Below are 24,740 nucleotides of genomic sequence, written 5' to 3' on the forward strand. Positions count from 1 at the left end.
AGGGTTATGGTGGCGGTGATGTTCGAGCATCATCGCCATTTTTATTACTAATTATCGCATCCCGCGCCCTGCACAAACAGAGCCGTTCCGCGCCTTTCGTAAGTAATGTTGGCCGATTTACAGATCAGGTCGAGCTGCTGAAACATCGTCAGCCCGTTCAGATCGCCTGTAAAAAGACAAGAATCGGTTGAATCGTTTTCGAGCACGATATCGATTCCGTAAGATTTTTCCAGCGCCGAAAAGACACTTTTAACAGGAACTTCGGCAAAAGAAAAGCCATGCTCTGTTTCGCTGACAGGAATCACCAGCAACGGATTTTCAATGATCGAAAGCTCTATTTTTTTAGATTTTTTATCAAAAACGATCTTCTGGTTCGGCGTCAGGATCACGCCGTTGCGATTTACAACATTGTTGGCCGCGCCTTCATAAACGGACACGCGCCCGGTCTTCACCTGAACTTCCACCGAAGCCGATTCATCGTAAGATTTGACAGTAAAGCTGGTTCCCAAAACTTTCGTAACCAATGTTCCCGTCGACACGATAAAAGGCTTGGCCGGATTTCTTTTGATTTGAAAAAAGGCTTCGCCGTGCAGATAAACAAGCCGGTTTTTCTTGCCGAAATGCTCGGGGAAACTAATGCTGCTGTTTTTCTTCAAAATCACCATGCTGCCATCTTCCAAAGGAATGTTCTGCGATTTTTCGGACGTGTTTTTAACTTCGATAACACTGTCATTGGGAGAGAAATCGAGTCCGGAAAGCGTTTCGGGCCTTTTTTCTCTTGCCAGGAAAAACCAGCATCCCAACACAATCACAATAGATGCGGCAGCCGCCAGCCAAGGTTTCATCCGCACGAAAATAGGCTCGTGAATGGTTTCTGCGAAAAGCTTTTTCTTAATGCGCTTTCCAATCACTGTTTTTTCATCTTCAAAAACGGGCGTTTCGTCCAAAGGATTATTTTTGAAATGATCCAAAATGAATTCCTCTTCCTCCTGGGTTTGCTGCCCCGCAAGATATTTCTTTAATGTTTTCTGGAAATCGTATTGATTCATGGCTTGTTCTGGAGTCTCAATTGTCTCTTTGGTAAATCCGCAGATCGTCTTTCAGGACTTTCAGGGACCGGGTAATGTGATATTCGACAGCTTTTTCGGAAATGTGGAGTTCTTTGGCAATGCTCTTAACCGACTGATTTTCAAAGCGACTGAGCTGAAATACGCGGCTCGTTTTCTCAGGCAACTTTTTCATTGCCTTATCAATGGCTTCCGAAAGGTCATTGAACTGGATATTTTCCTCGGTTGAAGAAATTTCATGCATCTTGTTCAGCAGCACATATTCCTGATATTTTCGCCAGGTTATCTGGGATTTGATGTGATTGACAATCAGATATTTCAATGCAATCACGAGGTAAGAACTCAGATGGTTAATGTTGCTTTCCAACCGTCGTTTCCAAAGACTTTCGAACAAATCATGCACAAGTTCCTCAGCTTCTTCCTTCGAGCCGGTTTGATGAAATGAAATGCAGAACAGCTTATACCAATAACGGTCATAGATTGCTTCGAAAGCGCGTTTATTGCTTTCGGCAAGCTGAATCACCAGTTGTTCATCGGTAAATGTTGGCTTCATCTAGTTCCTCGGAGTGGCATTACAAAGTTATAGTCAAGGAATCAGCACTTATCCCTAAACCGTTTTATGATATTTTTAATAATTTTTAAAAATACGCATTTCGCGGGTCGTTTCTCTTGTTTGAACCTGTCGCGGGCAATCGAAATTCAAAGTGCTTCAAGCAGTGCGGCATGCTTAAATCTTAAAAAATTAATATTTAGCATTTGACGAAATATTTTGGTTGACTCCAAACTTATCCTTAATTTTGCCCGGCAAATAACAATCGTTTATTTGCTATGAGCACAGACCCATCCAAAGTCCTCTTCGAGGCACTCACGTACGACGACGTTCTTCTAATACCTGGTTATTCAGAAATTCTGCCTCGCAATACAACAACAAAAACCAAGCTGACGCGTAACATTGAGCTGAACATTCCACTTGTTTCTGCTGCGATGGACACCGTAACCGAATTCGATCTGGCCATTGCGATGGCTCAGGAAGGCGGGATCGGGATTATTCATAAAAATATGAGCCTCGAAGCCCAGGCTGAGCAGGTTAGAAAAGTAAAACGTTCTGAAAGCGGCATGATCCTTGATCCAATCACGCTTTCCGATAACGCAACATTGGGCGATGCGCATCAGATCATGCGCGAGTTCAAAATCGGCGGAATTCCCGTCATTGACAAAGATCACAAGCTTATCGGCATCCTGACCAACAGGGATTTGCGCTTCGAAAGAGAGATGGCAAAGCCTGTGACAGACATTATGACGAAGGATAATCTGATCACGGCTTCTGACGGTTTGTCGCTGGACGATGCAGAGAAAATCCTGCAAGAATACAAAATTGAAAAACTTCCGATCGTAGATTCGGAATACAGACTAACGGGTTTGATCACGTATAAGGATATCCTGAAACGCAAATCTCACCCCAACGCTTGCAAAGATGAATACGGCAGATTGCGTGTAGGAGCAGCTGTTGGTGTAACAGCCGATCTGTTGAAAAGAGTTGAAGCATTGGTGAAAGCCGGCGTTGACGTTATCAGTCTGGACACTGCTCATGGACATTCACTGGGCGTGATTGAAGCATTGAAATCTGTCAAAAAGCAATTCCCTAAGCTGGACGTGATCGCTGGAAATGTTGCTACGGGCGAAGGCGCAAAGGCTTTGGCAGAAGCTGGCGCCGATGCAGTGAAAGTCGGAGTTGGCCCGGGCAGTATTTGTACAACCCGGATCATTGCCGGAATTGGCGTTCCGCAACTTACCGCAGTAATGTGGGCAGCAGAGGCTTTGAAAGACACAGATGTTCCGGTTATTGCTGATGGTGGAATTCGTTTCTCGGGTGATATGACGAAAGCACTGGCTGGCGGAGCAAGCACGATCATGATCGGTTCCATGCTCGCTGGAAGTGACGAAGCTCCGGGCGAAATCGTTATTTACGAAGGCAGGAAATTCAAAGCTTATCGTGGAATGGGATCAGTGGAAGCAATGGAAGATGGTTCGAAAGACCGTTATTTTCAAGATGCCGAGGATGATGTGAAAAAGCTGGTTCCGGAAGGAATTGTTGGCCGCGTTCCTTTTAAAGGCAAGGTTTCCGAAATTGTATATCAAATGGTTGGTGGCTTGAAAGCGGGAATGGGTTATTGCGGAGCAGGTGACATTGCATCATTGCAAAAGGCACAATTTGTAAAAATCACATCAGCGGGAGTTAAAGAAAGCCACCCACACGATGTAATGATCCAGAAAGAAGCACCGAATTATTCTTCCAAATCGTAAGGAAGTTAGCTGTTAATTTCCAGCATTCGATTCTATAAATCATAAAAAATGCCTCGCGACTAATTTGTTGCGAGGCATTTTTTTATATAAATATTTAAAAAACTGAAAGCTTAATGTCGTTAAGCAACTCTCGGCTTAGCAAGTCTGCTTTTTAAATATTGGAAGATCATTGGCAGAATCGAAAGTCCGATAATTCCAAAAATAACCAGTTCGAAGTTCTTTTTGACAATGTCCAGATTCCCGAAGAAGTAACCCAGCAATGTTAAAGAAGGAACCCAAAGAACAGCGCCAATGACGCAGTAGACAATGTATTTCGAATAATTCATGCTTCCCGCGCCAGCAACGAAAGGCGCGACCGTCCGAACGATAGGGATGAAACGCGCCATGATAACTGTGCTTCCACCATGTTTTTCGTAGAATGCTTCGGTTTTTTCAAGATATTCTCTTTTCAGGAATAGGATACGCTCTCGTTTTTTGATTTCCCCGCCAAACTTTTTACCCATAAAATAATTGACATTGTCGCCCAAAAGCGCCGCAACGATCAATACAATGATGATTAGCCAAACATTCAAGCCCGTTCCTTCGTTGGCAGCAATTGCGCCCGCAGCAAATAATAATGAATCGCCAGGCAGCAGCGGCATAATAACTAGGCCGGTTTCTGTGAATACAATCAGGAATAAAATCACATAAGTCAACGTGCCATATTGCTCGACAATGTTGAACAAATGCTTATCCAGATGGAGGAAGAAGTCAATGAACTGCGTTAGAAATTCCATAATAATTTTTGTTAACAATATATTTGATTGAACTGAAACTACTTGGAATCAATTTTCCACTTCTGTTTGGTTTTGGCATTCAGGAAGTGATTGAATGTGTCGCCGCGAAGTCCAAGGCGGATCGTTTCTAACGGGATTAACTCGCTAGGCGCAATGTTTCCCAAATTTACATTGGCTCCTAAAAGCTTCACAAACCAAACCTGCTGCGATTTCTGAGGCGCTTCCCAAAGCATATCTTCAAACGCAATCTCCGTCAATATCTCTTCCACCAAACCCTGACGAACTTCACCACTTGCACGGAACAAGCCCACATTCCCAGATTCACGCGCTTCGCCAATCACTTTCCAGGCACCCGCCTGCAATTCGGATTTAATAAGCTGGATCCATTTGTAAGGAGGAATGATCTTGTTTTCGTCTTTCGAACCAACCTCAGAAAGCACGGTGACTTGTTGCGCTAACGTGCGGATATATTCGCACTTTACATCCTGGTTCATTTCGATGGAGCCGTCCGAAACCTCGGCGTATTTCAAATCGTATTTATCAAGCAGCTTTCGGTAATCGTCAAATTGGTTTCTTACCACAAAGGCCTCGAACAAAGTTCCTCCAAAATAGACGGGGATATTTGCATTCTTGTAAACAGCCAGTTTCTCGTTCAGATTAGGACTGACAAAAGATGTCGCCCAGCCCAATTTTACAATATCGATGTAAGGTGACGCTATCGATAGCATATCTTCCGTTTCTCTGACACTGAGTCCTTTATCCATTACCATGGTAATCCCCTTTTTTCGGGGCTTTTCAGAACGGGCAGGAACTTGCGATAACGTAAAATTCATATATGGGTATGCTTTTATCACTGGCAAAAAACTTCGGCAAAGGTAGTAATAACGTTTGATACGTCGCAATAAAATCCATATGATTGCTTGTTCTGCATGTATCTTTCTACGATAATTACTATTTTTAGAATATTGCATTGCAAACTATATAATCAAATCTGCTGAATGGATTCACAAACTAATACGCCTGATTCGCCGACAAATGCCCGCATAAAAATGCTTATGCAATTGAAAGGAAATCATATGACGGGCAACTTTTCACCGGTTGCGAAATGGTTGAACGGGAAGCTGATTGATGTTGCGGAAGGTTCAATGGAGATCGAATATGAGGTGCGCGAGGACATGTGCAATCCAATGCGAACGCTGCATGGCGGAATTGCGGCAACGATTTTGGATGATATTGTTGGCACAATGGTTTATGCATTAGGAAGGGAATTTGCGTTCACGTCCGTTAACCTAAATTGCGACTTTCTTAATCCGGCGGTTCCTGGTGATGTGTTGACTGCAAAGTCACAAGTGATCCGTTCAGGCAAAAACATCATTCATGTTGAAGGGCAGCTTTTTAAGGCAGATGGACGCATCGTTGCCAAATGCGCTAGTAATTTAATCCAGACAAGCTTTATAATTCCAGCGCCGTCGACTCATTAAGGAACGAGGCATATCTTTATTTTTATGGAAAAACAGTTTAATGATTTACCAGCCGAGCGTCAGGCGCAATTAATGGCTTTTGACAGGTTACTGACCATTATGGACGAACTGCGCGAGCAATGTCCATGGGATCGGAAGCAGACGATGGATACGCTGAGGCATTTGACCATTGAAGAAACATACGAACTGTCGGATGCGATTCTGGAAAATGATTTGCCGGAAGTCAAAAAGGAACTCGGTGATGTGCTGCTCCACATTATTTTTTATGCCAAAATCGGCTCGGAAAATGCGGATGGTGCTGTTCGTTTTGATATTAAAGACGTGCTCAATGGCATCTGTGACAAGTTGATCTCCCGTCATCCGCACATATATGGAGACTTTGTTGCCGAGGACGAGGAGGCTGTGAAACAGAATTGGGAAAAGTTGAAGTTGAAGGAAGGGAATAAGTCTGTTTTATCCGGAGTTCCCGCATCTTTGCCGGCCTTGGTTAAAGCAATGCGAATTCAGGAAAAGGCAAGAGGAGTGGGATTTGACTGGGATGAAAAGCAGCAGGTTTGGAATAAAGTCGAAGAGGAATTGCAAGAATTCAAAGAGAATTTCAACATAGAAAAACACGAAGTAATCGATCAGAAAGAGGCGGAAGGAGAGTTTGGGGATCTTTTATTTTCATTGGTCAATTATTCGAGATTCGTTGACATTAACCCTGAAACAGCCTTGGAACGAACCAACAAGAAATTTATAAAGCGCTTTCAATATCTTGAAGAGGCAGCCCGTGCAAAGGGCAAATCCCTATCCGATATGACTTTAGAAGAAATGGATGTATATTGGAACGAGGCTAAGACAATCAAAATTTAGTTTACTCACGTTTCTTGTTACTTTTTTAATTAATGGGCGTCTGAACAGACGGGGCATTCATAATACTGTGGTGTCAAATTCATTGTTTAACTTATTAATGAGATTTTATGTACGTAGAAGAAAGACTGGCCCAGCTGGAAAACGTCACTAATGAGCACGGAAAGCAAATTGAAATGGTAGCAGAAGGATTAGCATCATTGACAAGCCGCGTTGATCGTGGTTTTGCGGAAGTAAGGGAAGAATTTGGGAAAATTGACCGCCGTTTCTCAAACCTAGAGGGCAGGGTAGGACGTATCGAAACAAAACTTACTGAACACGACGAACGATTTGATCGTATTGATCAGCGTTTTGAGCAAGTTGATCAGCGCTTCGAGCAGATTGACCGGCGCTTCGAGAAAGTTGATCAGCGTTTTGAGCAAGTTGACCGGCGCTTTGAACAAATTGACCGGCGTTTTGAGCAAGTTGACCAGCGCTTCGAGCAGATTGACCAGCGTTTTGAACAAATTGATCGTCGCTTCGAAAAGATCGAGCACCGTCTGGATCGGATTGAAATTCAATTCGTTCAACTCCACGGCGTCATTACGGAGCTTGTTACACTTGTTAAGAACAAATTGTAATTAATGTCATCTCATCATATTGTTCGGGAGAAGCAGGAACCTGCTTTAATTATAGCTAATGGGGAAGCCTGCTCTCCTGAACTATTGGGTCAATTGCTTGAATGGAGCCCGTTTATTGTTGTTTTGGATCAAGCCATTTATCGGGTTCTTGAATTAGGAATCAAGGTTGATGTGTGGATGGGCGATTTTGATCAGCAGCATGATTTTGAGGCAATTGCTGCAAGGCAGGACCCTATTGAAATCATCAGCACACCGGATCAAGAAAAAACGGACCTTGAAAAAGCGATTGATTTTCTCATAAGTAGAGGGTTTCCAGCTGCTAACATTGTATGGGCAACGGGCCGACGGGCAGATCATAATATCACAAACATTACCAATATGGTCCGCTTTAAAAACCGGATCAGGTTGGTGATGTTTGATGATTATTCGAAAATTTTTCCATTGTCCGGCACATTCGAGAAATGGTATGAAGCTGGCACACCCATTTCCCTCATTCCGGTGGGTGTAGTGGAAGGGATAGAAACAACTGGTCTCAAATACAATTTAAACAACGAAACCCTGACTTTGGGCCATCGTACGGGCAACAGCAATGAGGCTGAGGCAGATGGAATAGTCAAGGTTTCGGCTAAAATTGGCGACCTCTTAATTATGGAATGCTGGGATTTACATTGAAGCCTGCTTTACCTCTTTCGATTCTACATAAAAATTCCTGTCAACTACAACCGTCTTGATGCCTTTTGTTTTAAGGCTTTGCCAGGTGGCTGTTGGATAAAGAAGCTCATCCTTGCCGGCAAGTTTTACCTTCACCGGCATATCAAAACCATCGACCACATTTGCCCAGCGATATTGTATCCCCTTATTGCCAAATGAATATTCGAAAACCGGGATTCTTGTGTCACGCAGATATTGATCAAACACTTTGCTGATATTTTGACCTGCATGCTCACTCACATAGGCTTCGATCTGCGAGCCGTCCACTGTTTGGTGATAAAAGGTCTTATTCAATCCGCGCAGAATTTCTCTCCATTTTTCATCGTCATTAACGATCTGCCGGATTGTATGCAGCAAGTTGCCGCCTTTGTAATACATATCCCGCGAACCTTCCTGATTAACGCCATGCGTTCCAATGATAGGAATGTCGTTGGCGATCAGAGCTCTTGTCCCAATCACATAATCCGAGCCAGCTTGTTTACCAAAGTAAAACTCTGTGTAAAGGTTTTCGGAATAGTTTGTGAAACCTTCGTGAACCCACATATCGGCCACATCCTTATAAGTGATGTTATTGGCAAACCATTCGTGGCCGCTCTCATGGATAATGATGAAATCCCACTTTAAGCCCCAACCGGTGTTGGATAAATCTTTGCCCAGGTAACCCATTTTGTAACCATTGCCATAAGTCACAGAGCTCTGGTGCTCCATTCCCAGATAAGGCACTTCAACGAGTTTGTAACCATCTTCGTAAAACGGATAAGGGCCAAACCAATGTTCAAATGCCTTCAACATTTGCGGCGCTTGCTTGAATTGTTCCTTCGCTTTGTCCAGGTTTTGCGGGAGCACATAATAACTCAATGCCAAATCCCCTTTTTCACCTTTATAAGTTTCTTTCCAGCTCACATAATTGGCAACATTCATGTTCACGCCATAATTATTGATCGGGTTTTGAACGGCCCAATTGAATGTGTGCGTATTATCATTGTTTTCAACCACCGAGCGCAGATTGCCGTTTGAAACATCCATCATGTTTTTGGGAACTGTAATGCTAATGAGCATGCTGTCTGGTTCGTCATACATATGGTCTTTGCACGGCCACCAAACACTTGATCCCAAACCCTGGCAGGATGTCGAAATAATCGTATTTCCCTTCCCGTCCGGCACCCATTGCACGCCTCCATCCCACGGCGGGCGTTTCGCTAATCTGGGTTTTCCGGCATAAGAAACTTCAATTGTCTCCGTTTTCCCAACTTCCTGCTTTTTTGTAAGCGTAATGAAAAAAGCATTGCCGTCGCGCCTGTAAGTTAGCAATTCGCCATCCTGGGTCACTTTTGTGATTTGCAGTGGTTCTTGCAGGTCGATCTGGATCGTCTGCTGCGGTTTCAAAACTTTGTAAACAACTTTTGTTGAGCCGGTTAATGTGCTATCCTGAGCATTGGGACGCACGCTCAAATGATAATAAGTCAGATCCCACCAAGCCCTTTCAGGCGTTATGGAGCCCCGCAATGTGTCGGCGTGAGTAAATTTTAGGGTTTGAGCAAATCCGGAAACGGACGCCATCAGGCAAAGGCAAATTAATATTTTGCGCATCAGGAAGTGTTTTTTGTATTATATCGATATCAAGATCATTTGTCCAAAATCTCCATGTCATTCAACTCCGGGCCGCCGCCTCTGTTGGCAGATCCGGCAGCGATGAAAATTTTCTTATTGAGGGAAACGGCCTGTGTGCCATGACGGCCTTGATGCAGCGAAGGTAACTTTTCCCATTTCTGTGTTTGTGGATTGAATGCTTCCACTTCGTTGTGTGCCTCCACATGCGCATCGCTTTCACCGCCAATGATCAGAATTTTATTTCCATAAACAACCGTGGTGTTGCCGGCGCGCAAGGTAGGAAGGTTATTAGCGGCGTCGAGTGTTGACCATTTGCCCGTTTTGAAATCGTAAACATCAACTTCTTTGATAACCGTATTCAAAATTTGGTTAATGCGCGCTGTCGACAAGCGGCCACCGGCAACATATAGTTTGTTATCCAAAACGGCAACCTGAACATGATCCCTCGGTCTGGGCGCATCAGCAAGTGTCTTCCATGCGCCTGTTGCCGGGTCAAATTCATCAAACCAGGTCACCTGGCCATCCCAATGTCCGTCTTGGATGCCGCAAACGAGGTAAATTTTGTCATTCAAAACGAACGCTCCGGCCGCTCCGCGCAAACGGTTTTCAGGAATTGCAGCGCCTTTGCGCCAGTCATTTTTGATCGGATTGAAGATATAAATGTTAGGAATGGGCGTTTCATGCGGATAACCTCCTGTGAATGCGCCCAAAACGTAAATTTCATTTTTGTAAGTCACGGCCTGGAAGTGGCTCATTTCCAAGGGCGTCTCTTTCAGCTGCGACCACGAATCTTTCTTGAAATCATATTCATCAACGGGTTTAACCCCGCGTCCACCCAGCAGATAAAGCTTTCCGTTTGCTGTCGCCATTGCATTTTCGTGCCGTTTCCCAGGAAGATTCTCTGGCTCGGAAACCTCCCAGATCTGTGCAAAAGCGGATGGGATAATGAGGTTTAAAGCGATCAGGATTAGTGAGCTTTTTAAAATTGCATTCATGTTATTCAGGTTTGATGTGGGTAGGGAAGCGTTTTAACCAAAATATTTTCCAAAGATCAGGCATCAAGGTACAAACATATTTTATAAAACAGAAAGACCAGCACCCGGCCGGTCTTTCTGTCAAACTAGGTCAATAAGGTGTTAATTTTTGCTGGTTAAGCTAATAGCGGGACTCTCGAAACCAAGCTTTTTAAGCCCTTTCTGAACATCCGGGTCCTTCATGAAAAGCTTCCATATCAAACCGGTTCTATAATTTTCAATCATCACGATGATCGGTCCCTGATCAATGGCGAGGTGCGATTTGGCATACCAGTTCTGGCTTTCGTTAAATGCATCTGTAAATCCATATTCGCTCCAAATCTTGTCTCCCAAGTCGTCATAAAAATGGCGAAGCGCTTTCATCGATTGCTCCGGGGTGTACGGAAATGATGACAATGCTGCCGTTGGCGTGATCGTGCCGAAGTCATTTGTAGGAGAATGCGCATTGTAACCATCATACGTGTCGCTCGCAGTCAAGCCCCAACTATTCTCACCATAACCCTTGAATTTGCCTGGATTGGCAACACAATATTTATAATTGATCATCGAGTGATTTACATTTTGCTCCCAATAATCGGCATACTGGTCTTTCAATTGCCTTGGATCCAGCCCCAGGAACGAGTAATGCGCAAAAAACAGCGGCCCGCCAAACTCAAAACCAAGCGGAAGTTTCAGGCCATAATATTCTTTTCCATTCTTGAAATGATCGCTTTGCGCCCAGCACTTATTGTAAACCTGCGCGGTGATCGGATAGCGGGGCGAAGAAGCGGCCAGGATGTAAGTGATCAATGTTTCGTTATAACCCCTTAGTTCGAAATTCATCGCCCAGCCATTATTCGGGCTCCAATGCCAGTACAATTGGTTCGGATTGCCTCTGGTATACCAATCCCATTCAGCTTCATCCCAAATCCATTGAATCCTGTTGCGAAGATCCTTTTCAACTTGCGTGTCCTTGTCAAAGTATTGTCTCGCAGCCAGCAGTCCTTGAAACAGGAATGATGATTCAACCAAATCTCCACCGTCATCCTTACGCCCGAACGGCACGATTTTGCCCGTTGCGCCATTGAGCCAGTGAGGAAAAATGCCGTGATAATGATCCGCTTTCGATAAAAATTTGACCATTTTCAATAACCGGGCAGACACCGAATCTCTTGGTTGCCAGCCTCTTTCCGCGGCAACGATCATGGCCATAATGCCAAAACCGGTTCCGCCTGTTGTCACAACTTCGGCTCCATAATCGTAGGCAATGTTGCTGCGTTCGCGGGCCATTGCGCTGACGGGATGCGCAAATTCCCAGAAATAGCGGAATGTCTGCTTTTGCACCAGTTCAAGCAAGGCCGTGTCGGAAAGGTTCTTCGGTCGGTCTGCTGGATTAAATGTAATTGCCTGCTTATTTGCCGACTTCTTTTTTTGTCCAATGCTTTGATTTGCATTGATGAGCAAAAGAAACAGCCAGAAAAAGCAATAGAAGGATATCTTCATCATGTCGTTGATTAATTTTCGGAACGTTTTAGTTGAGGTTAGGGCTGTTAAAGCCCAGTTTTTTCATGCCGGATTTCACTTCGGGAACACTCATGAACAGCTTCCAGGGCAAGCCGCTTCGGTGATTTTCAATCATAATGATGATGGGCCCCTGATCAATTGCTAAATAGGAGTCCGCAACCCATTGCTCTTTGATTGAAAATGAATCGTGAAAACCATATTCGCCCCAGAGCTGGTCGCCGAGCTGGTAATAAAAATATTTCAGAGCTTGCATGGACTCAGCGGGCGTGTACGGAAATGATGAAAGCGCTGCTGTGGGCGCAATGACACTTTTATCATTGGTCGGAGAATTGGCATTGTAGCCGTTCGGAATGTCGCTCGCAGTCAATCCCCAGCATCGATCGCTGTATCCATAATCTTTCGGATCGGCCTTGCAGTAATTGTAATTGATTAATGCGTGCGCCTTGTTTTGTGCAAAATAATTCGTGAACTGATCGGTAAGATCAGTTGGGTTGAGCCCAAGAAATGAATAATGTGCAAAGAAAAGCGGCCCACCGGAAGGCTCACCAAGCGGAAGCGTCAGTCCATAATAGGAGTTTCCGTTTAAAAAAGTGGCATTGTTGGTCCAGCCTTTGTCGTAAACTGTTTTCGGAATGGCATGCGTTGGCGAGGATGCTGCCAGGGCGTAAGTGATCAGGCATTCGTTCCAGCCTCTGATCTGGTGGTTCATTTCCCATTTGAAGTCCGGACTCCAATGCCAGTAAAGCACATTTTCATCTCCTTCTCGAAACAAGTCCCATTCTACGCCCTCCCAAATGGCGTTAATGTCTTTTCTCAAAGCAGTTTCAGCCGGATTTGTGTCGGAGAAATATTGGCGTGCTGTCAACAAACCTTGAATTAAATAAGATGTTTCAACCAGATCAGCGCCGTTGTCCTTTTCACTGAATGGCACAACATTGCCTGTTGCGCCGTTGATCCAGTGCGGAAATGCGCCATGAAATTTCTGCGTTCTGTCTTTCAGGAAACTGACTATTTTCTGCATTCTTTCCAACCCGTGGGCTTTTGTAATGAATTTCCTTTCAATGGCAATCGGAATGGTCATAATGCCAAAACCGCTTCCGCCGGAGGTCACAACATCACCCGAAGTGTTTCTTTCGCGCGCAAGTCCGCTTACCGGATGTCCGAAGTCCCAGAAATATTTAAATGTTTGCTTCTGAACAAGCGTCAAAAGTGAATCATCAGAAATTACCGGAAACTTGTCTGTTGAGTCAACTGTTCCCGGCGTTGTTACTGATCCAGCAGAATCCTTTTTATTGCATCCTGACAAAAAAAGTAAAAGCAATAAAAGCCCGTGCTTGAAAAAGCCTCTGGTCATGTCGCGTGGATTGGGAATAAAAAAGGGGAGAAAAGTCCTTAAACTTCTCTCCCGGCAACATTACATTTTTTTCGTATAAATGTCCGTAACCTCAGCATCAGTAAGTGCCTTAGTATAAACGCGGAACTGGTCCAGCTTTCCTGTGTAATGCAGCATCCAGGCATCTGCGGGTGCTTTTATGCCAATGTGCTGCTGGAAACCGCCGATCACAAACTTGGAAGCATTCGTCATTTTCAACGGGCCAAAAGGCGCTTTATCCTTCATGATGTTGGTCACGGATTCCGCCAAAGGCAGTTTCTTTCCATCAACATATGCAGCGAATTTGGATGTCGTTCCATCATAAGTGTATGCCACATGTTTCCACTTGCCGTAAGCATTCGGCCATTTATTGAGTCCGTTTGCATTTTTGGTGCCGTCAAAGGTTATCCAGTTTCCTGCAAAATTGAATTTCACCAACATAGAATCACTTTTAGTGTTATTTCCTTCAATGATCATGAAAGTATTACCCCAGAAGTCGTCTGTGTTTGGCAACATGAAAACGCTTTGCGCGCCGCCGTCGTGCTTCTCAGTGTTCATCCAGAATGCGATGGTAAAGCTTTCCATTGTCGCAAGTTTTCCCGCCGAAGCATATTCAATTTGCCCGGTTGGTGAACCTTGATATGCTTTTCCGCTCACGCCTTCCACATAAGAAACGCCGGTCGCGGCGCCGCGGCTGCCCCAAATGCTATCCGTGGCGATGCCCTCAAAAGCCCAGTAACGCTGCAACGGACCATTGAATGATGGATCGTCATCAGAAACCAAAACCAGTTCCGGCCTCTCAAAATTTTGACAAGAAAAAATGAATAGCGCTAAACCCAGGACCAACAACCGGGATGATATATTTTTCATTTCAGTGCGATAAGTTTTTTGAAAAAATAAGTTTACAATCCAGTGTTATGATCAATATTCAGGGTTCTGCACAAGCACGCCGCCTGACTTATCGATCTCGGGACGAGGGATCGGCAGATAGCGGTTGCGGTTCTGATACAGGTTTTTTCCCGCAGCATGCAAAACATCTTCTGCAATTCCCCAGCGTACAAGGTCGTAGAAACGCTCGTTTTCCATGCCCAGCTCCACTCTTCTTTCCTTGCGGATCGCCTCTCTTAATTGTGCTTGATTTCGCGTCACAATTTTTGACAAAATAGCAGCATTGGTGCCCCGTGCACGACCGCGAACCATTTCCAGCCAAGCCAACGCATCGGTGATGTTTTGTTCACCGCCAATTTCATTTGCAGCCTCAGCCGCCATCAGCAACACGTCGGCGTAACGAATAATGCGCACATTCATCCATTGCCCGAAGCGACTTGCCGTTGCATCCCTGGTTGCCGGATTTGTATAAGCCTTTTTGTTCCAATATGCTCTTGGAATGCTCGTTGTTGCAGGTGGAACGCTCTCATTGTAAGGCGTATTTACCTGTCCCGAATAAAGCAATGTGGCGTCTTTCCTAGGGTCGCCTTTTTCAAATGCGTCTGCCAGTGATTTGTTCGGCGTGTTCCATCCCCAGCCCAAATCCCATGCTCCTGATCCCCGAACGCCCTGGTGCATTGCGTTTTCAATGCCGAGTGTCGTTTGCGTGATGGAATAAAAGGCTTGTAACTCAAAAACCGATTCTGAGTTGTTTTCTCCCGTTTCCCTGAAAATACCAGCGTAATCGCTTACCAATGAATATTTTCCGGAAGAAATGACTTGCTTGGCGGCAGCCAAAGCCGCGGGCCAGTTTTTACGCCATAAGTGCGTTTTTGCATGCAGCGCGAATGCTGCGCCGCTCGTTAGACGTCCAATGTATTTTGAATCCCAGGAAACAGGCAGCAATGCCGAAGCTTCTGTCAAATCAGAATCAATCAACGCAAAGATTTCATTTACCGGTGATTTTGGAATGTTGGCCTGTGAAGATTCGCGCACTTTGAAATCAATTTTTGGAACGTCGCCGTAAGTTCTTGCAAGATTGAAGTAGGCATATGCGCGCATGAACTTGGCCTCTGCCTTGTTAACAAGCGTTCCCGCATCAGTTGCACCAACAGAATCAATGTCTGCAATCACTGCATTCGCCGCAATGATTAATGCATAATGATCTGACCAATAACTGTTTAAAAGCCATTCATCCTGCGTGTATTGAAAATTATCGTAAAATGCTTCCTGGGCCACACCATCCGTCGTGGAGCTTCCTTTGTCCGCGTCATCCGAGCGGAAATTGTGGATTGCCAGATAAGGCATGGACGAAACACCGAAGCTGCGCATTTTGGCATAAACACCAAACACCTGGCTGTCAAATGATCCTGCGGGAATGTCTTTTTCAACATATCTTCCCAATGGCTCCCGGTCCAGGAAATCGCTGCAACCCGCAATTCCCAGCAAGCTGAAAACCGCCAGAAGCGAGATTTTAAAGGTCTTTTTTATTAATTCACTTTTCATATTCTCTGAGATTTTTAAAAATTCAAGTTGATGCCGAATGTGTAAATGACAGGCAATGGATAGGTTCCGTTATCGACTCCAAAAGCGGTTGTGCTTCCGCCAATTTCAGGTGTAAATCCAGTGCTGTTTGTGAATGTTTTCAAGTTCTGCGCATTCACATAAAGTCTGAGCGACTTCAAACGCAGGTTTTTCAAAGCTTCCGCAGAGAAATTGTAGCCCAATTGCACGTTTCTGATCCGGAAAAAGCTTCCGTCCTCGATCCAGTAAGACGAAGGCAAATAGTTATTCGAGCGGGAAGTGTTCAATATTGGCTCCCAGTTTGAAGTTCCGGGCCCGTTCCAGCGATCCAATCTTTCTGTTTGATAATTGAACTGCGCGAATGTACTGCGGTTCCATTGGCGGAATATCTCGTTGCCATACACACCATTCAGTTCAACGCCAGCATCAAATCCTTTGTATTTGGCTGAAAATGAAGCACCATAAGTTAGATCCGGTGTAGGGTTGCCAATCAATGTTCTGTCGGCTTCGGTGATAAAACCGTCGTTGTTGACATCTTTATATTTAATGTCACCCGGCGAAACTTCTCCAATCGAGCTTACAGGTGATTTGATAAATTCAGCTTCCGTCTGGTAAATTCCATCCGCTACATAACCCCAGAAATAACCAATTGGAAAGCCTTCCGTTGTGCGGGATGCACCATTGATGATGTCATAACCCTTGGTCGAAAGCTTTTGGACTTTGTTGTTAATCGTCGTGAGATTTCCACCGATCGTGTATGAAAAATCATCCGTAACCTGCTGGTTCCAGCTGGCCGACAGTTCGAAACCGTGGTTTCTTACCTCTCCCAGGTTACTCAAACCAGGAATTGTTCCGGCTATTCCGGGCACAAGCACGAGAATGTCTTTCGTGAGCTTGTTATAATAGTTGGCTTCAACTTGCAGACGGTTTTTAAGCATATTAAACTCAATGCCACCCTCGTAAGCATTCACTTTTTCCCAATGCAGGTTCGGGTCAGCGATGTATTCGTTTTGCAAACCAGCAACAATATTTTCACCGAAAACGCCCGAATTAGCTGCTGTCAGCGTCGGATAGGCGGGATAGCGATATTTGTCGTCAATGTTCTGGTTACCCAAGATTCCATATGATCCCTTAATTTTCAGGTAATCGAAAAGACTCTGATCTTTGAAAAAATCTTCCTCACTCACAACCCAGCCCAATCCTACTGCGCCAAAATCCTGCCATCTGCCGCTGCCCAAAAAGGCGGAGCTTCCATCTTTTCTGTAAGATGCATTGACCAGATATTTTCCTTTGTAATTGTAAAGCACACGTCCGAGGAAGGACAATGTTGACGATTCCCAGGCAGAACCGGAACCAGTTCTTGTTGCGGCATCTCCCACATTATCCGTATACCAAAAACGTGGATCATTCGGAATGGCAAAACTGCTGCCTTGTCTTACCGTAGAAGCCGTTTCTTCAAATGACCTGAAATAAGTGGTAACACCGCCTAAAACAGTCAAATCGTGATCGCCAAAAGCTTTTTTATACGTTAGCAAATAATCCTGCTGCAACTTTGGAAAAATGTTCTGCTTTTGATTCACAACAGTTTGTCTCACGACAGCATCAGTTTTGTCCTCACCAACTATTTCCGGGTTATAGACATTAACGAGCGGCTGATAGTTGCGGATGGTGTTAAAGCCATAATCCGCGTACAACGCAGCACGGAATGTGAAGTCTTTCAGGAAGTTGAACTCCCCATAAATGCTTCCGACAGCCCGGTATTCTCGTAATATTTCAGTGTTTTTTTGCAGTTCAACGTCAACCAATGGATTGTAAACCTGTGCGCGCTGAAAATCAGGAAGTGTGTGATAAAGACCATATTGATCATTAAAAACAGGCGCAATAGGCGCTGCGAGAATGGCGCCGCCGACATTTTTCTTTTTATCACCCGATGGCGTTGCGCGGTAACCACTGAATGTCATGCCGAATTTCAGGTTCTTGTTCACCTGCAATTCATCATTAATGTTCAATGTCAGCTTGCCGTATTTCTCATGTTTGATCAACCCCTCTTCCTGCACCGTTCCAAGCCCCATATAAAAGCGGTTTTTCTCGGTTGCGCCGGAAATGCTGACATTATTATAATTCAAAAAGCCATTTTGGAAAATTTGATCCTGCCAATCCGTGTCGCCTGTCCAGTTGGTGTAGTCGTAAGCGGCGCTGCCCTGATTCGCCAACTGCTCGTTATAGAGCTCTTTGAACTGTGAAGCGTTGGTCATGCTAATGCGGTCTGCAACTTTTTTGACGCCGACCGACGAATTGAAATTGACATTCAATGTTCCCGCTTTTGCCTTTTTCGTTGTGACAGCAATGGCACCATTAGCACCCCTTACCCCGAAAATCGCCAGCGACGATGGATCTTTCAAAACTTCGATGGACTCAATATCAGCCGGGTTCAGGAAGTTGATGTTATCGTTCAAGATTCCGTCTACGATATAAACGGGCTTCACACCATTGATCGAGTTGGTTCCCCTAATGCGCACATCCGGCTCTTCACCAGCACGTCCGGAGTTGACAACCGAAAGACCTGCCACTTTTCCTTGCAATGAAGTAATCGGGTTTGCGGAGGGCTTATCGGAGATTTCGGCGCCTTTAATGGTTACAATGGATCCTGTCAGATCGCGCTTACTTGCCGTTCCGTATCCAATGACGACCACTTCGCCCAATGCTTTCGCGTCTTCCGCCAGGGCAACGTCGATGGTGCTCTTTGTGCCAACCGGCACTTCCTGCGGTGTCATGCCGATCATGGATATGACGACAATTGCATTTTGGTTGGGGACATTGATCGTATATTTCCCTTCCGTGTCAGTCGGAACTCCGGTCGTCGTTCCTTTTATGAGAACGCTGGCACCCGGCAGTGCCGAGCCATCGCTGGCAGAAGTAACCTTTCCTGTTACATTTATTTCCTGACCATAGGAGACCAGACTCCCAGACAGCAAAACGATCATGTACAGTAATCGTACAATAGTTTTCATTGATGGTTTTAATTTGGTATAGAATTATTAAAAGAATTTATTGTCTTCAAATTTAAACTCAAAGACAAGGAAAATTCAAGAAAACGACTACATCAACTATACATCAATGAGAATAATGCAAGGATAAACTGCATTTATGAGAGTTGGTAACGGATTAATACAACAGTGCTAAACGTCCATCATAAATTGGACGAGATTGGCATCAGCGCCCAGGCCAAGCTTTTTCCGAAGTCGATAGCGCTTGATTTCAACGCCCCGCACGGAGATTCCAAGGGCTGGTGCCATCTCTTTTGTGGAGAGATTCATGCGTAAACAGGCTGCCAGCCGGAGTTCAGAAGGGGAAATGCTGGGACAGATCTGGCGAAGCCTTTTGAAGAATTGTTCATGGACCTCGTCAAAATTTTGCTCGAACAATTCCCAATCTTCCTTGCCAGCAACATTGCGTTCGATGCTGTTCAGCAGTTTTTGGTAATGAATGTTGGGAAGCTGCTGACCCATTTCGGCTTTCACTTGTTTCAGCTCATCACGGATCTCTTCCAGGATTTCGTTTTTACGGACAACATTGATTGCAATGTTGCTAAGTTTCTGACTTTTGCTCTGAATATCACTTTGCAATTTCTCATTCTGGATCTGCATAATCTGCCGCTCACTGGCCAGGCGTTGTTGACGCAATTTGTCCTCCTGCTCTTCAATAAGCCGGTTTCTATGGCGAACAAGTCTTTTTTCCTGATAAAGAATGATGGAAACAAATGCTAGGCCGACGACCAATGCAAAAAGCAGTTTCGCCAGCAATGTTTCGCGCCAGTAAGGCTGCACGCTAAATCGGTAAGCAGTGATGCTATCATTCAAACTGCTTCTGACTTCAAAAATATAATTGGTGGATTCCAGATTGGTAAATTCTACGAAGCTTTGGTCCGTCCATTCAGACCATTGATCAGACAGGCCTCGGAGGCGATATTTGAATAGCGTGCTCTGGCCGTAAACCGGCAATGCAAAGTTGATCCTTAGCGATCGGACGCTGGATGGCAGCGCCGGACTTCCTGAAATGCTGAATGTTTGTGACAGCGTTCTGAGGTTTGCCACTTTCCTAATAATTGGCGCGGCAGTCGGTTCGGCGGAATTTGATCCCGAGAGCCGATTGTAAAGTGCATAGCCATTGGCAAGACAAAAAAAGTAATAATCCTTGGAGACGGGAATGATGGTTTCGCTGTTACGAATCAGAGTCAGCGCCAGGCTGTGGACTTTGTTTGCGGAAGTGTGGAATGCAATGCGGTTTAAAAAAACTTTGAACCAATCGCCGCCGACCCCGGTGCGCACTTTAAATGTCTCATCTTCATCTCCGGCATTGAAATCCGCAGACGGTTTAAGATTATTATTTGCATCGGGTTGCAGAAAAACGGCGCCGGAACGGACATAAATGCGATTTTTCGAATTCATAATCTCGACCGAAAACTCGCCCGGCAGATCTTTTGGCGCTTTGAATTCCTTCCATAATGTTGCAGAATCCAGGTTTGGTGTCAATTGCGCCATAAACAAGCCCTTATAAGCATGTCCAAGCCAATAAGAACCTTTGCTATCGCGGACAATCTGTTTTACAGGAATCGGCGGAATGCCTTTTACGGGATAGGCATAGGTCCATAAGTTTTGCGCGTCTTTCCTGTACACATGAAGCCCGTTATAAGATCCTTGGAGCAGAAGCGTGTCATTTCCGGACTGTATGGGCAGCATGATCCAGCCGCCTGTAATGTCCGAAATCTTCGTAATTCCGTTTTCAGTAATCCGGTAAGTTGCGTCGTTATGTCCGCAAATGAGCTGATCCTCAAACACATTGAGGTTCCAGGTTTGACCTTCCAGACCAGGAACGGCGCGAAATGGCTCTGTGGAAAGCCACTTTTTCACAAAAACGCCCTTATTAGAACCGACATACAATTTTCCACGCCAAATGGCGGCCGCATAAGTGGAGCCAAGCGGATTATCGTTGGTTTGATATGAAATAATTGGCGACGACATCTTGATCATGTCAATGCCCTGATCCAGCCCGATCCAAAGCTGCTCGCGACTATCTTCTTTTAACGCCAGCACCGTGTTATTCTGCAATCCGGTGTCCTTATTGAAATGATATTTGAGGTTTCCGCTTTTGTCAATAACATAAACACCAGCCTGAATTGTCCCAAAAACAAGGCTACTGTCTTGTCTGAGCGTGATGGCGCGGTTAATAATGTTTCTTTGCAATTCTTCGGAAAGCGGAATTCTCCAAGGCGTTAAAATGCCATTTTTCCATAAAAACAACCCATGTTTAAAGGTCGTTATCAACACATTGCCTGCCGAAAAAGGCAAAATTGATGACACAATCGCTGTTGAAAGGCCTTGGGTTCCGGGCAATGGCTCAAACTTTTCCCCCTTCAATTCATAAATGCCCTTTCCAATGGTGGGCAGCAAAAGTCGATTGTTGACGAAGCGCAGGAACATGAAGTTTCCCGGCGTTTCCAGCTCAATGAGCTTTTGGCCGTCGTAGCGATAAATTCGCGAAAAAGATTGGAAATAAATGTAATCAGGTGTCTTGGTGATGTGCCAGATTTCCTCCGTTTTCAGGCTCGCAAAGTTAGATTGCTTGCTTAATGAGTAATATTTGAGCTGCCCATCAGTTTCTTTTTTCCAATAACCAAATTCAGAAAAGCCGCCAACATAAATGCGCTGCTCCATTTTGAAAGGGCGGTTCAGGACTTTGCCTACGGGCTCATTCGGGGCCGTTTCATCATAAAGGACTGATCTGACAATTTGCCGGTCGGGGAATGGATGCAGCTTCCACGATGCACCGTCATATTCCATAAGGCCGTCGGAATTCGCAGCGTAAATGATCTGATCACTGCTTTGGTCAATGGCCCAGTTCTGGTTATGCGCTTTGTAAACTGCTGATGCATAATTTGTTAAAGGAGGCGTTTCCTGAGCGTTTGCAATCAGAATGCTTGCAAAAAATAAAAGCAATGCGGTCCACTTTTCAGCCTTGTAACTTAAAGGCTGATTGAATAAATAAAACAATGACGACCGTCTTGCGTCGGGTTCACAAATCATTTACAGCGTTTTGGTGTCTTGTGTCAGACTTTCCAGGTCTTCAAGACCTGGAAAGTCTGGATTCTCAAAAATTGAAATTCAGCCTCGCAAAAATATAACGTCCATTCACGCCCATTTGCTGCACACGGCGCGAATACACGAAGCGGCCTAAACTCACATTTCCGGAATGCTGATGCTTTTCCTGATAAACGTCAAAAACATTATTTGCGCCAATTGACAGGTTAATTCCTTTCAAAAGGTCATAATTCAATGCTATATCGGTCACAATTTTTGCATCGAAAGTCTGATCCAATGTTTCTTTCTCGCCTGTAAGCGTGTTGATGGGCCAGGATTCTGGTTTTGTTGGGTCAATGGTTGGGTCCCAATATGCAACTTCGCCAAAGCGAACGCTGCGTAACATCACGCCAAATTTGCCTGCTTTGTAATTAATGGTCAGGCTTTGCTTGTTTTTTGGACTTGCGATTTCAAAACGGCTTAAATCCTCGCGGTTGAAATAAGTGTTAACCTGTCCGGTTTGCTCCAAAATTTCCGATGCATGAATAATCGGCTTGCCAGCGGCATCCTTTTTCACTTTGTTTTGGATAAATGTTCCTGCCAAAACTGCCCGGATTGACTGGTCTCCGCCCATTTTTGCATTGTAAGAAAGCACGCCTTCCAGGCCTCTCGACCGCGTATCAACTGCATTGGAGAAGAAATTAGCAGTTGTTGCATTTGCTGCTGCAAGTTGCGCCTTCAATGCTGCGTTTCCTGCATCGCTGAAATTGTTGGTCAACACAATGCGGTCGTCAATGTCAATTTGATAAGCGTCCAGTGTAAGTTCAAATGCATTGTTCACCTGGATTGTCGTTCCGACTGTGAAGCTTTGGGAAGTTTCCTGTTTCAGCTTGGGAATGCCCAGGATTTGCGCGGGTCTGCTGTCGTTGGTGAATGTTCCGCTTTCCTGCGGGATCTGCTGTCCGTTTTGCGTTACAAAAAGCGTGTTGGTTTTCGCATAATAACGCTGCTGCAACGAAGGCGCGCGAAATCCGCTGCTTGCTGACGCACGAAGCGCAATGCCGTCTGTAATTTTGTAGCGCGACGAGACTTTGTAATTCAATGTGTTTCCAAAATCGGAGTAGTTTTCAAATCGCAACGCAGCGCTCAGCACCCAGGCCTTTGTAATGTCTTGTTCCAGATCCAGATAACCAGCCACGCTGCTCCTGGAATGTGATCCTGCATTTTGAGGAAAAAACCCAGAAAAAACCTGCGCACCAGCTGCAACGCCAGCAGCAACATCATAGTTTTTGTAGGAAGATTCCTCACCAGCAGTGATCGTATATTTATCCGTCCGCTGCTCGGCCCCAACCGCCACGTTCAATCCGGATAACACATTGAATTTCCTTCCAAGATCCAGGTTGATGGTGTTTTGGGAAAAACCATTTCCGCCTGCATTGAATGTCGTCTGAAAATCGCTTGTGCTCACAGCCTGCGTATAATTTACGGAATTGGAGATCTCGTAATCAAAATCATTTTTACCAAAAGTGTTGCTCAGGTCAAATTTCCACTGGCCAACTGTGCCGCGAAACCCTGCGGACGCAGAAATGTCCGTCACATCACTGTTAATTTCCGGTAAAAAGCCATTGGGATAAGCTGAGAACACATTGTTGCGCACAGCTGCCGGAATGCCGTTGGGATATCTGTAAAAGCCAGCCGCATTGCCTTTTTTGTTGTTATAACCGCCAAAAGCATAGATTTCCATGCCGGGAGCCACAGGAATGTTTGCATTCAAAACAACGCCGCCGCCCTGCACTTTGGAATTTCCAATGCGCATATCAAAGTCATTTCGGTTCAGTCCTCTTTCGGTTAAGATCTCATCATCAACAACATTGCCGTTGACCGCTGGGAAAAGCTGACCCGTGTAAGTGCCCGTGCGGTTGGTCGCTTCGCGGGTTACATATTCGCCGGTAATGTTGACAAATCCCTTTTCGCCTACTTTGAATCCATAATTGAGGCCAACCTGCGCAGTTCCGCCGTCAGTAACATTCACGGACTCGTCTGCGCCGTTGTTGATGATGTAATTTTTGTCATAAGTCGTCACATTCTGGCCGTAGGAGACATTTCCGCTGAGGCCGGTTCTGTTTTTCAGAATGATGTTGATTACGCCTGCGATGGCGTCGGAGCCATATTGTGCTGACGCGCCGTCTCGAAGGATTTCAATGCGGTCGACTGCTGTTGCCGGAATGGCGTTCAAGTCGGTTCCAACGGTTCCGCGGTTTACCGTTCCGTTCACATTGACGAGCGACGACTGATGCCTTCTTTTGCCATTAACCAAAACTAAAACCTGATCGGGCCCCAAACCTCGTAATTGTGCAGGATCAATGTGGTCGGAGCCGTCAGAGATCGTCTGGCGTGACGATTGGAAGGAAGGCGCGATATAAGTCAGGATTTGGTTAATGTCCACCTGTCCGACATTGTTGGCGATCTGGGACACCGGAATGATATCCACTGGCACCGGCGAGTCAATACGCGACCGGCCGCCGCTTCTGGATCCGGTAACAACAATCTCGCTCAGAATTTCCGACGATTCGGCGAGTGATACATTTAGCGTGAGCATTTCACCGGATCTTACTTGCGCCGGGACGATTTTGGAAGTGTAGCCAATGAAGGAAACGACCACATTGTAAACACCTTCATCAATGTTGACCGAATAATTGCCGTCGCCGTCGGTGACCGTTCCATTGTTGGTGCCTTGTACGAGAATCGAAACTCCTGGCAACCCGGAGCCATTTTTTTCATCCGTGATTTTCCCCTTAATTCCCTGAGAAAGTGCCTGGAATGAAACGAAAAGACTGACAAATAGAATTAGAGCATTTTTCATATACGTGCGGTTAGATGA

18 protein-coding genes are annotated in these 24,740 nt (G+C 45.2%); 5 read left to right on the plus strand and 13 right to left on the minus strand.

All coding sequences use genetic code 11. From position 1 onward, the window contains the following. Positions 1 to 47 precede the first annotated feature (47 nt). Complete coding sequence (locus LZG73_RS21555) at positions 48 to 1,049, minus strand: FecR family protein (protein ID WP_233854440.1); 1,002 nt, start codon at positions 1,047 to 1,049, stop codon at positions 48 to 50. Positions 1,050 to 1,065: 16 nt separating this feature from the next. Beyond that, positions 1,066 to 1,620 carry an RNA polymerase sigma factor gene (locus LZG73_RS21560; RefSeq protein ID WP_233854441.1) on the minus strand — a complete coding sequence of 185 codons (555 nt, stop codon included), beginning with the start codon at positions 1,618 to 1,620 and terminating at the stop codon, positions 1,066 to 1,068. Positions 1,621 to 1,895: 275 nt separating this feature from the next. Between LZG73_RS21560 and guaB the strand changes: the two genes are divergently transcribed. Beyond that, positions 1,896 to 3,371, plus strand: coding sequence for an IMP dehydrogenase (gene guaB, locus LZG73_RS21565; protein ID WP_233854443.1), 1,476 nt, complete (start codon positions 1,896 to 1,898; stop codon positions 3,369 to 3,371). A 119-nt stretch (positions 3,372 to 3,490) separates the two neighbouring features. On the opposite strand, the gene LZG73_RS21570 is transcribed toward guaB, so the two are convergent. Continuing rightward, positions 3,491 to 4,147, minus strand: a complete 657-nt coding sequence (locus tag LZG73_RS21570) for a DedA family protein (RefSeq protein WP_233854445.1) — start codon at positions 4,145 to 4,147, stop codon at positions 3,491 to 3,493. Between the two features lie 38 nt (positions 4,148 to 4,185). Beyond that, positions 4,186 to 4,980: a phosphosulfolactate synthase gene (locus LZG73_RS21575; RefSeq protein ID WP_233854447.1), complete on the minus strand. Its 795-nt coding sequence runs from the start codon at positions 4,978 to 4,980 to the stop codon at positions 4,186 to 4,188. 165 nt (positions 4,981 to 5,145) lie between these two features. On the opposite strand from LZG73_RS21575, the gene LZG73_RS21580 reads away from it, so the two are divergent. The 4 genes from LZG73_RS21580 to LZG73_RS21595 all read left to right on the plus strand — a co-directional run bounded on the left by LZG73_RS21580 (position 5,146) and on the right by LZG73_RS21595 (position 7,772). Then, entirely contained in the window at positions 5,146 to 5,628 is a 483-nt protein-coding gene (locus LZG73_RS21580) for a PaaI family thioesterase (protein WP_310588454.1), read from the plus strand. A gap of 24 nt (positions 5,629 to 5,652) precedes the next feature. Continuing rightward, entirely contained in the window at positions 5,653 to 6,483 is an 831-nt protein-coding gene (gene mazG, locus LZG73_RS21585) for a nucleoside triphosphate pyrophosphohydrolase (protein WP_233854448.1), read from the plus strand. 107 nt (positions 6,484 to 6,590) lie between these two features. After that, positions 6,591 to 7,100 carry a hypothetical protein gene (locus LZG73_RS21590; RefSeq protein WP_233854449.1) on the plus strand — a complete coding sequence of 170 codons (510 nt, stop codon included), beginning with the start codon at positions 6,591 to 6,593 and terminating at the stop codon, positions 7,098 to 7,100. A 3-nt stretch (positions 7,101 to 7,103) separates the two neighbouring features. Continuing rightward, positions 7,104 to 7,772, plus strand: a complete 669-nt coding sequence (locus LZG73_RS21595; protein ID WP_233854450.1) for a thiamine diphosphokinase — start codon at positions 7,104 to 7,106, stop codon at positions 7,770 to 7,772. Here the strand turns inward: LZG73_RS21595 and LZG73_RS21600 are convergent. The 9 genes from LZG73_RS21600 to LZG73_RS21640 form a co-directional block, all read right to left on the minus strand. After that, positions 7,764 to 9,401, minus strand: coding sequence for a M1 family metallopeptidase (locus LZG73_RS21600; RefSeq protein WP_233854451.1), 1,638 nt, complete (start codon positions 9,399 to 9,401; stop codon positions 7,764 to 7,766). The two genes, LZG73_RS21595 and LZG73_RS21600, sit on opposite strands and share 9 nt — an antisense overlap. A gap of 35 nt (positions 9,402 to 9,436) precedes the next feature. Next, positions 9,437 to 10,417 (minus strand): kelch repeat-containing protein, encoded by a 981-nt coding sequence (locus LZG73_RS21605; RefSeq protein ID WP_233854452.1) that lies wholly within the window; start codon positions 10,415 to 10,417, stop codon positions 9,437 to 9,439. Between the two features lie 141 nt (positions 10,418 to 10,558). Then, entirely contained in the window at positions 10,559 to 11,941 is a 1,383-nt protein-coding gene (locus LZG73_RS21610) for a glucoamylase family protein (RefSeq protein ID WP_233854453.1), read from the minus strand. A gap of 25 nt (positions 11,942 to 11,966) precedes the next feature. Next, entirely contained in the window at positions 11,967 to 13,313 is a 1,347-nt protein-coding gene (locus LZG73_RS21615; protein ID WP_310588455.1) for a glucoamylase family protein, read from the minus strand. A 60-nt stretch (positions 13,314 to 13,373) separates the two neighbouring features. Further along, a complete protein-coding gene (locus LZG73_RS21620; protein WP_233854454.1) occupies positions 13,374 to 14,201 on the minus strand; it encodes a LamG domain-containing protein in 828 nt (275 codons plus the stop codon). Positions 14,202 to 14,252: 51 nt separating this feature from the next. Continuing rightward, the gene (locus LZG73_RS21625; RefSeq protein ID WP_233854455.1) at positions 14,253 to 15,764 is read right to left on the minus strand and encodes a RagB/SusD family nutrient uptake outer membrane protein; all 1,512 of its coding nucleotides are present in this window, start codon (positions 15,762 to 15,764) and stop codon (positions 14,253 to 14,255) included. A gap of 14 nt (positions 15,765 to 15,778) precedes the next feature. Next, positions 15,779 to 18,793, minus strand: coding sequence for a TonB-dependent receptor (locus LZG73_RS21630; RefSeq protein WP_233854457.1), 3,015 nt, complete (start codon positions 18,791 to 18,793; stop codon positions 15,779 to 15,781). Between the two features lie 168 nt (positions 18,794 to 18,961). Then, positions 18,962 to 21,865: a triple tyrosine motif-containing protein gene (locus LZG73_RS21635; protein ID WP_233854458.1), complete on the minus strand. Its 2,904-nt coding sequence runs from the start codon at positions 21,863 to 21,865 to the stop codon at positions 18,962 to 18,964. A gap of 64 nt (positions 21,866 to 21,929) precedes the next feature. After that, positions 21,930 to 24,722, minus strand: coding sequence for a TonB-dependent receptor (locus tag LZG73_RS21640; protein ID WP_233854459.1), 2,793 nt, complete (start codon positions 24,720 to 24,722; stop codon positions 21,930 to 21,932). Positions 24,723 to 24,740: the final 18 nt, after the last annotated feature.

Origin of the sequence: Dyadobacter sp. CY326, from assembly GCF_021390515.1 — a bacterium.
In the GTDB taxonomy this organism is placed as follows: Bacteria; Bacteroidota; Bacteroidia; order Cytophagales; family Spirosomataceae; genus Dyadobacter.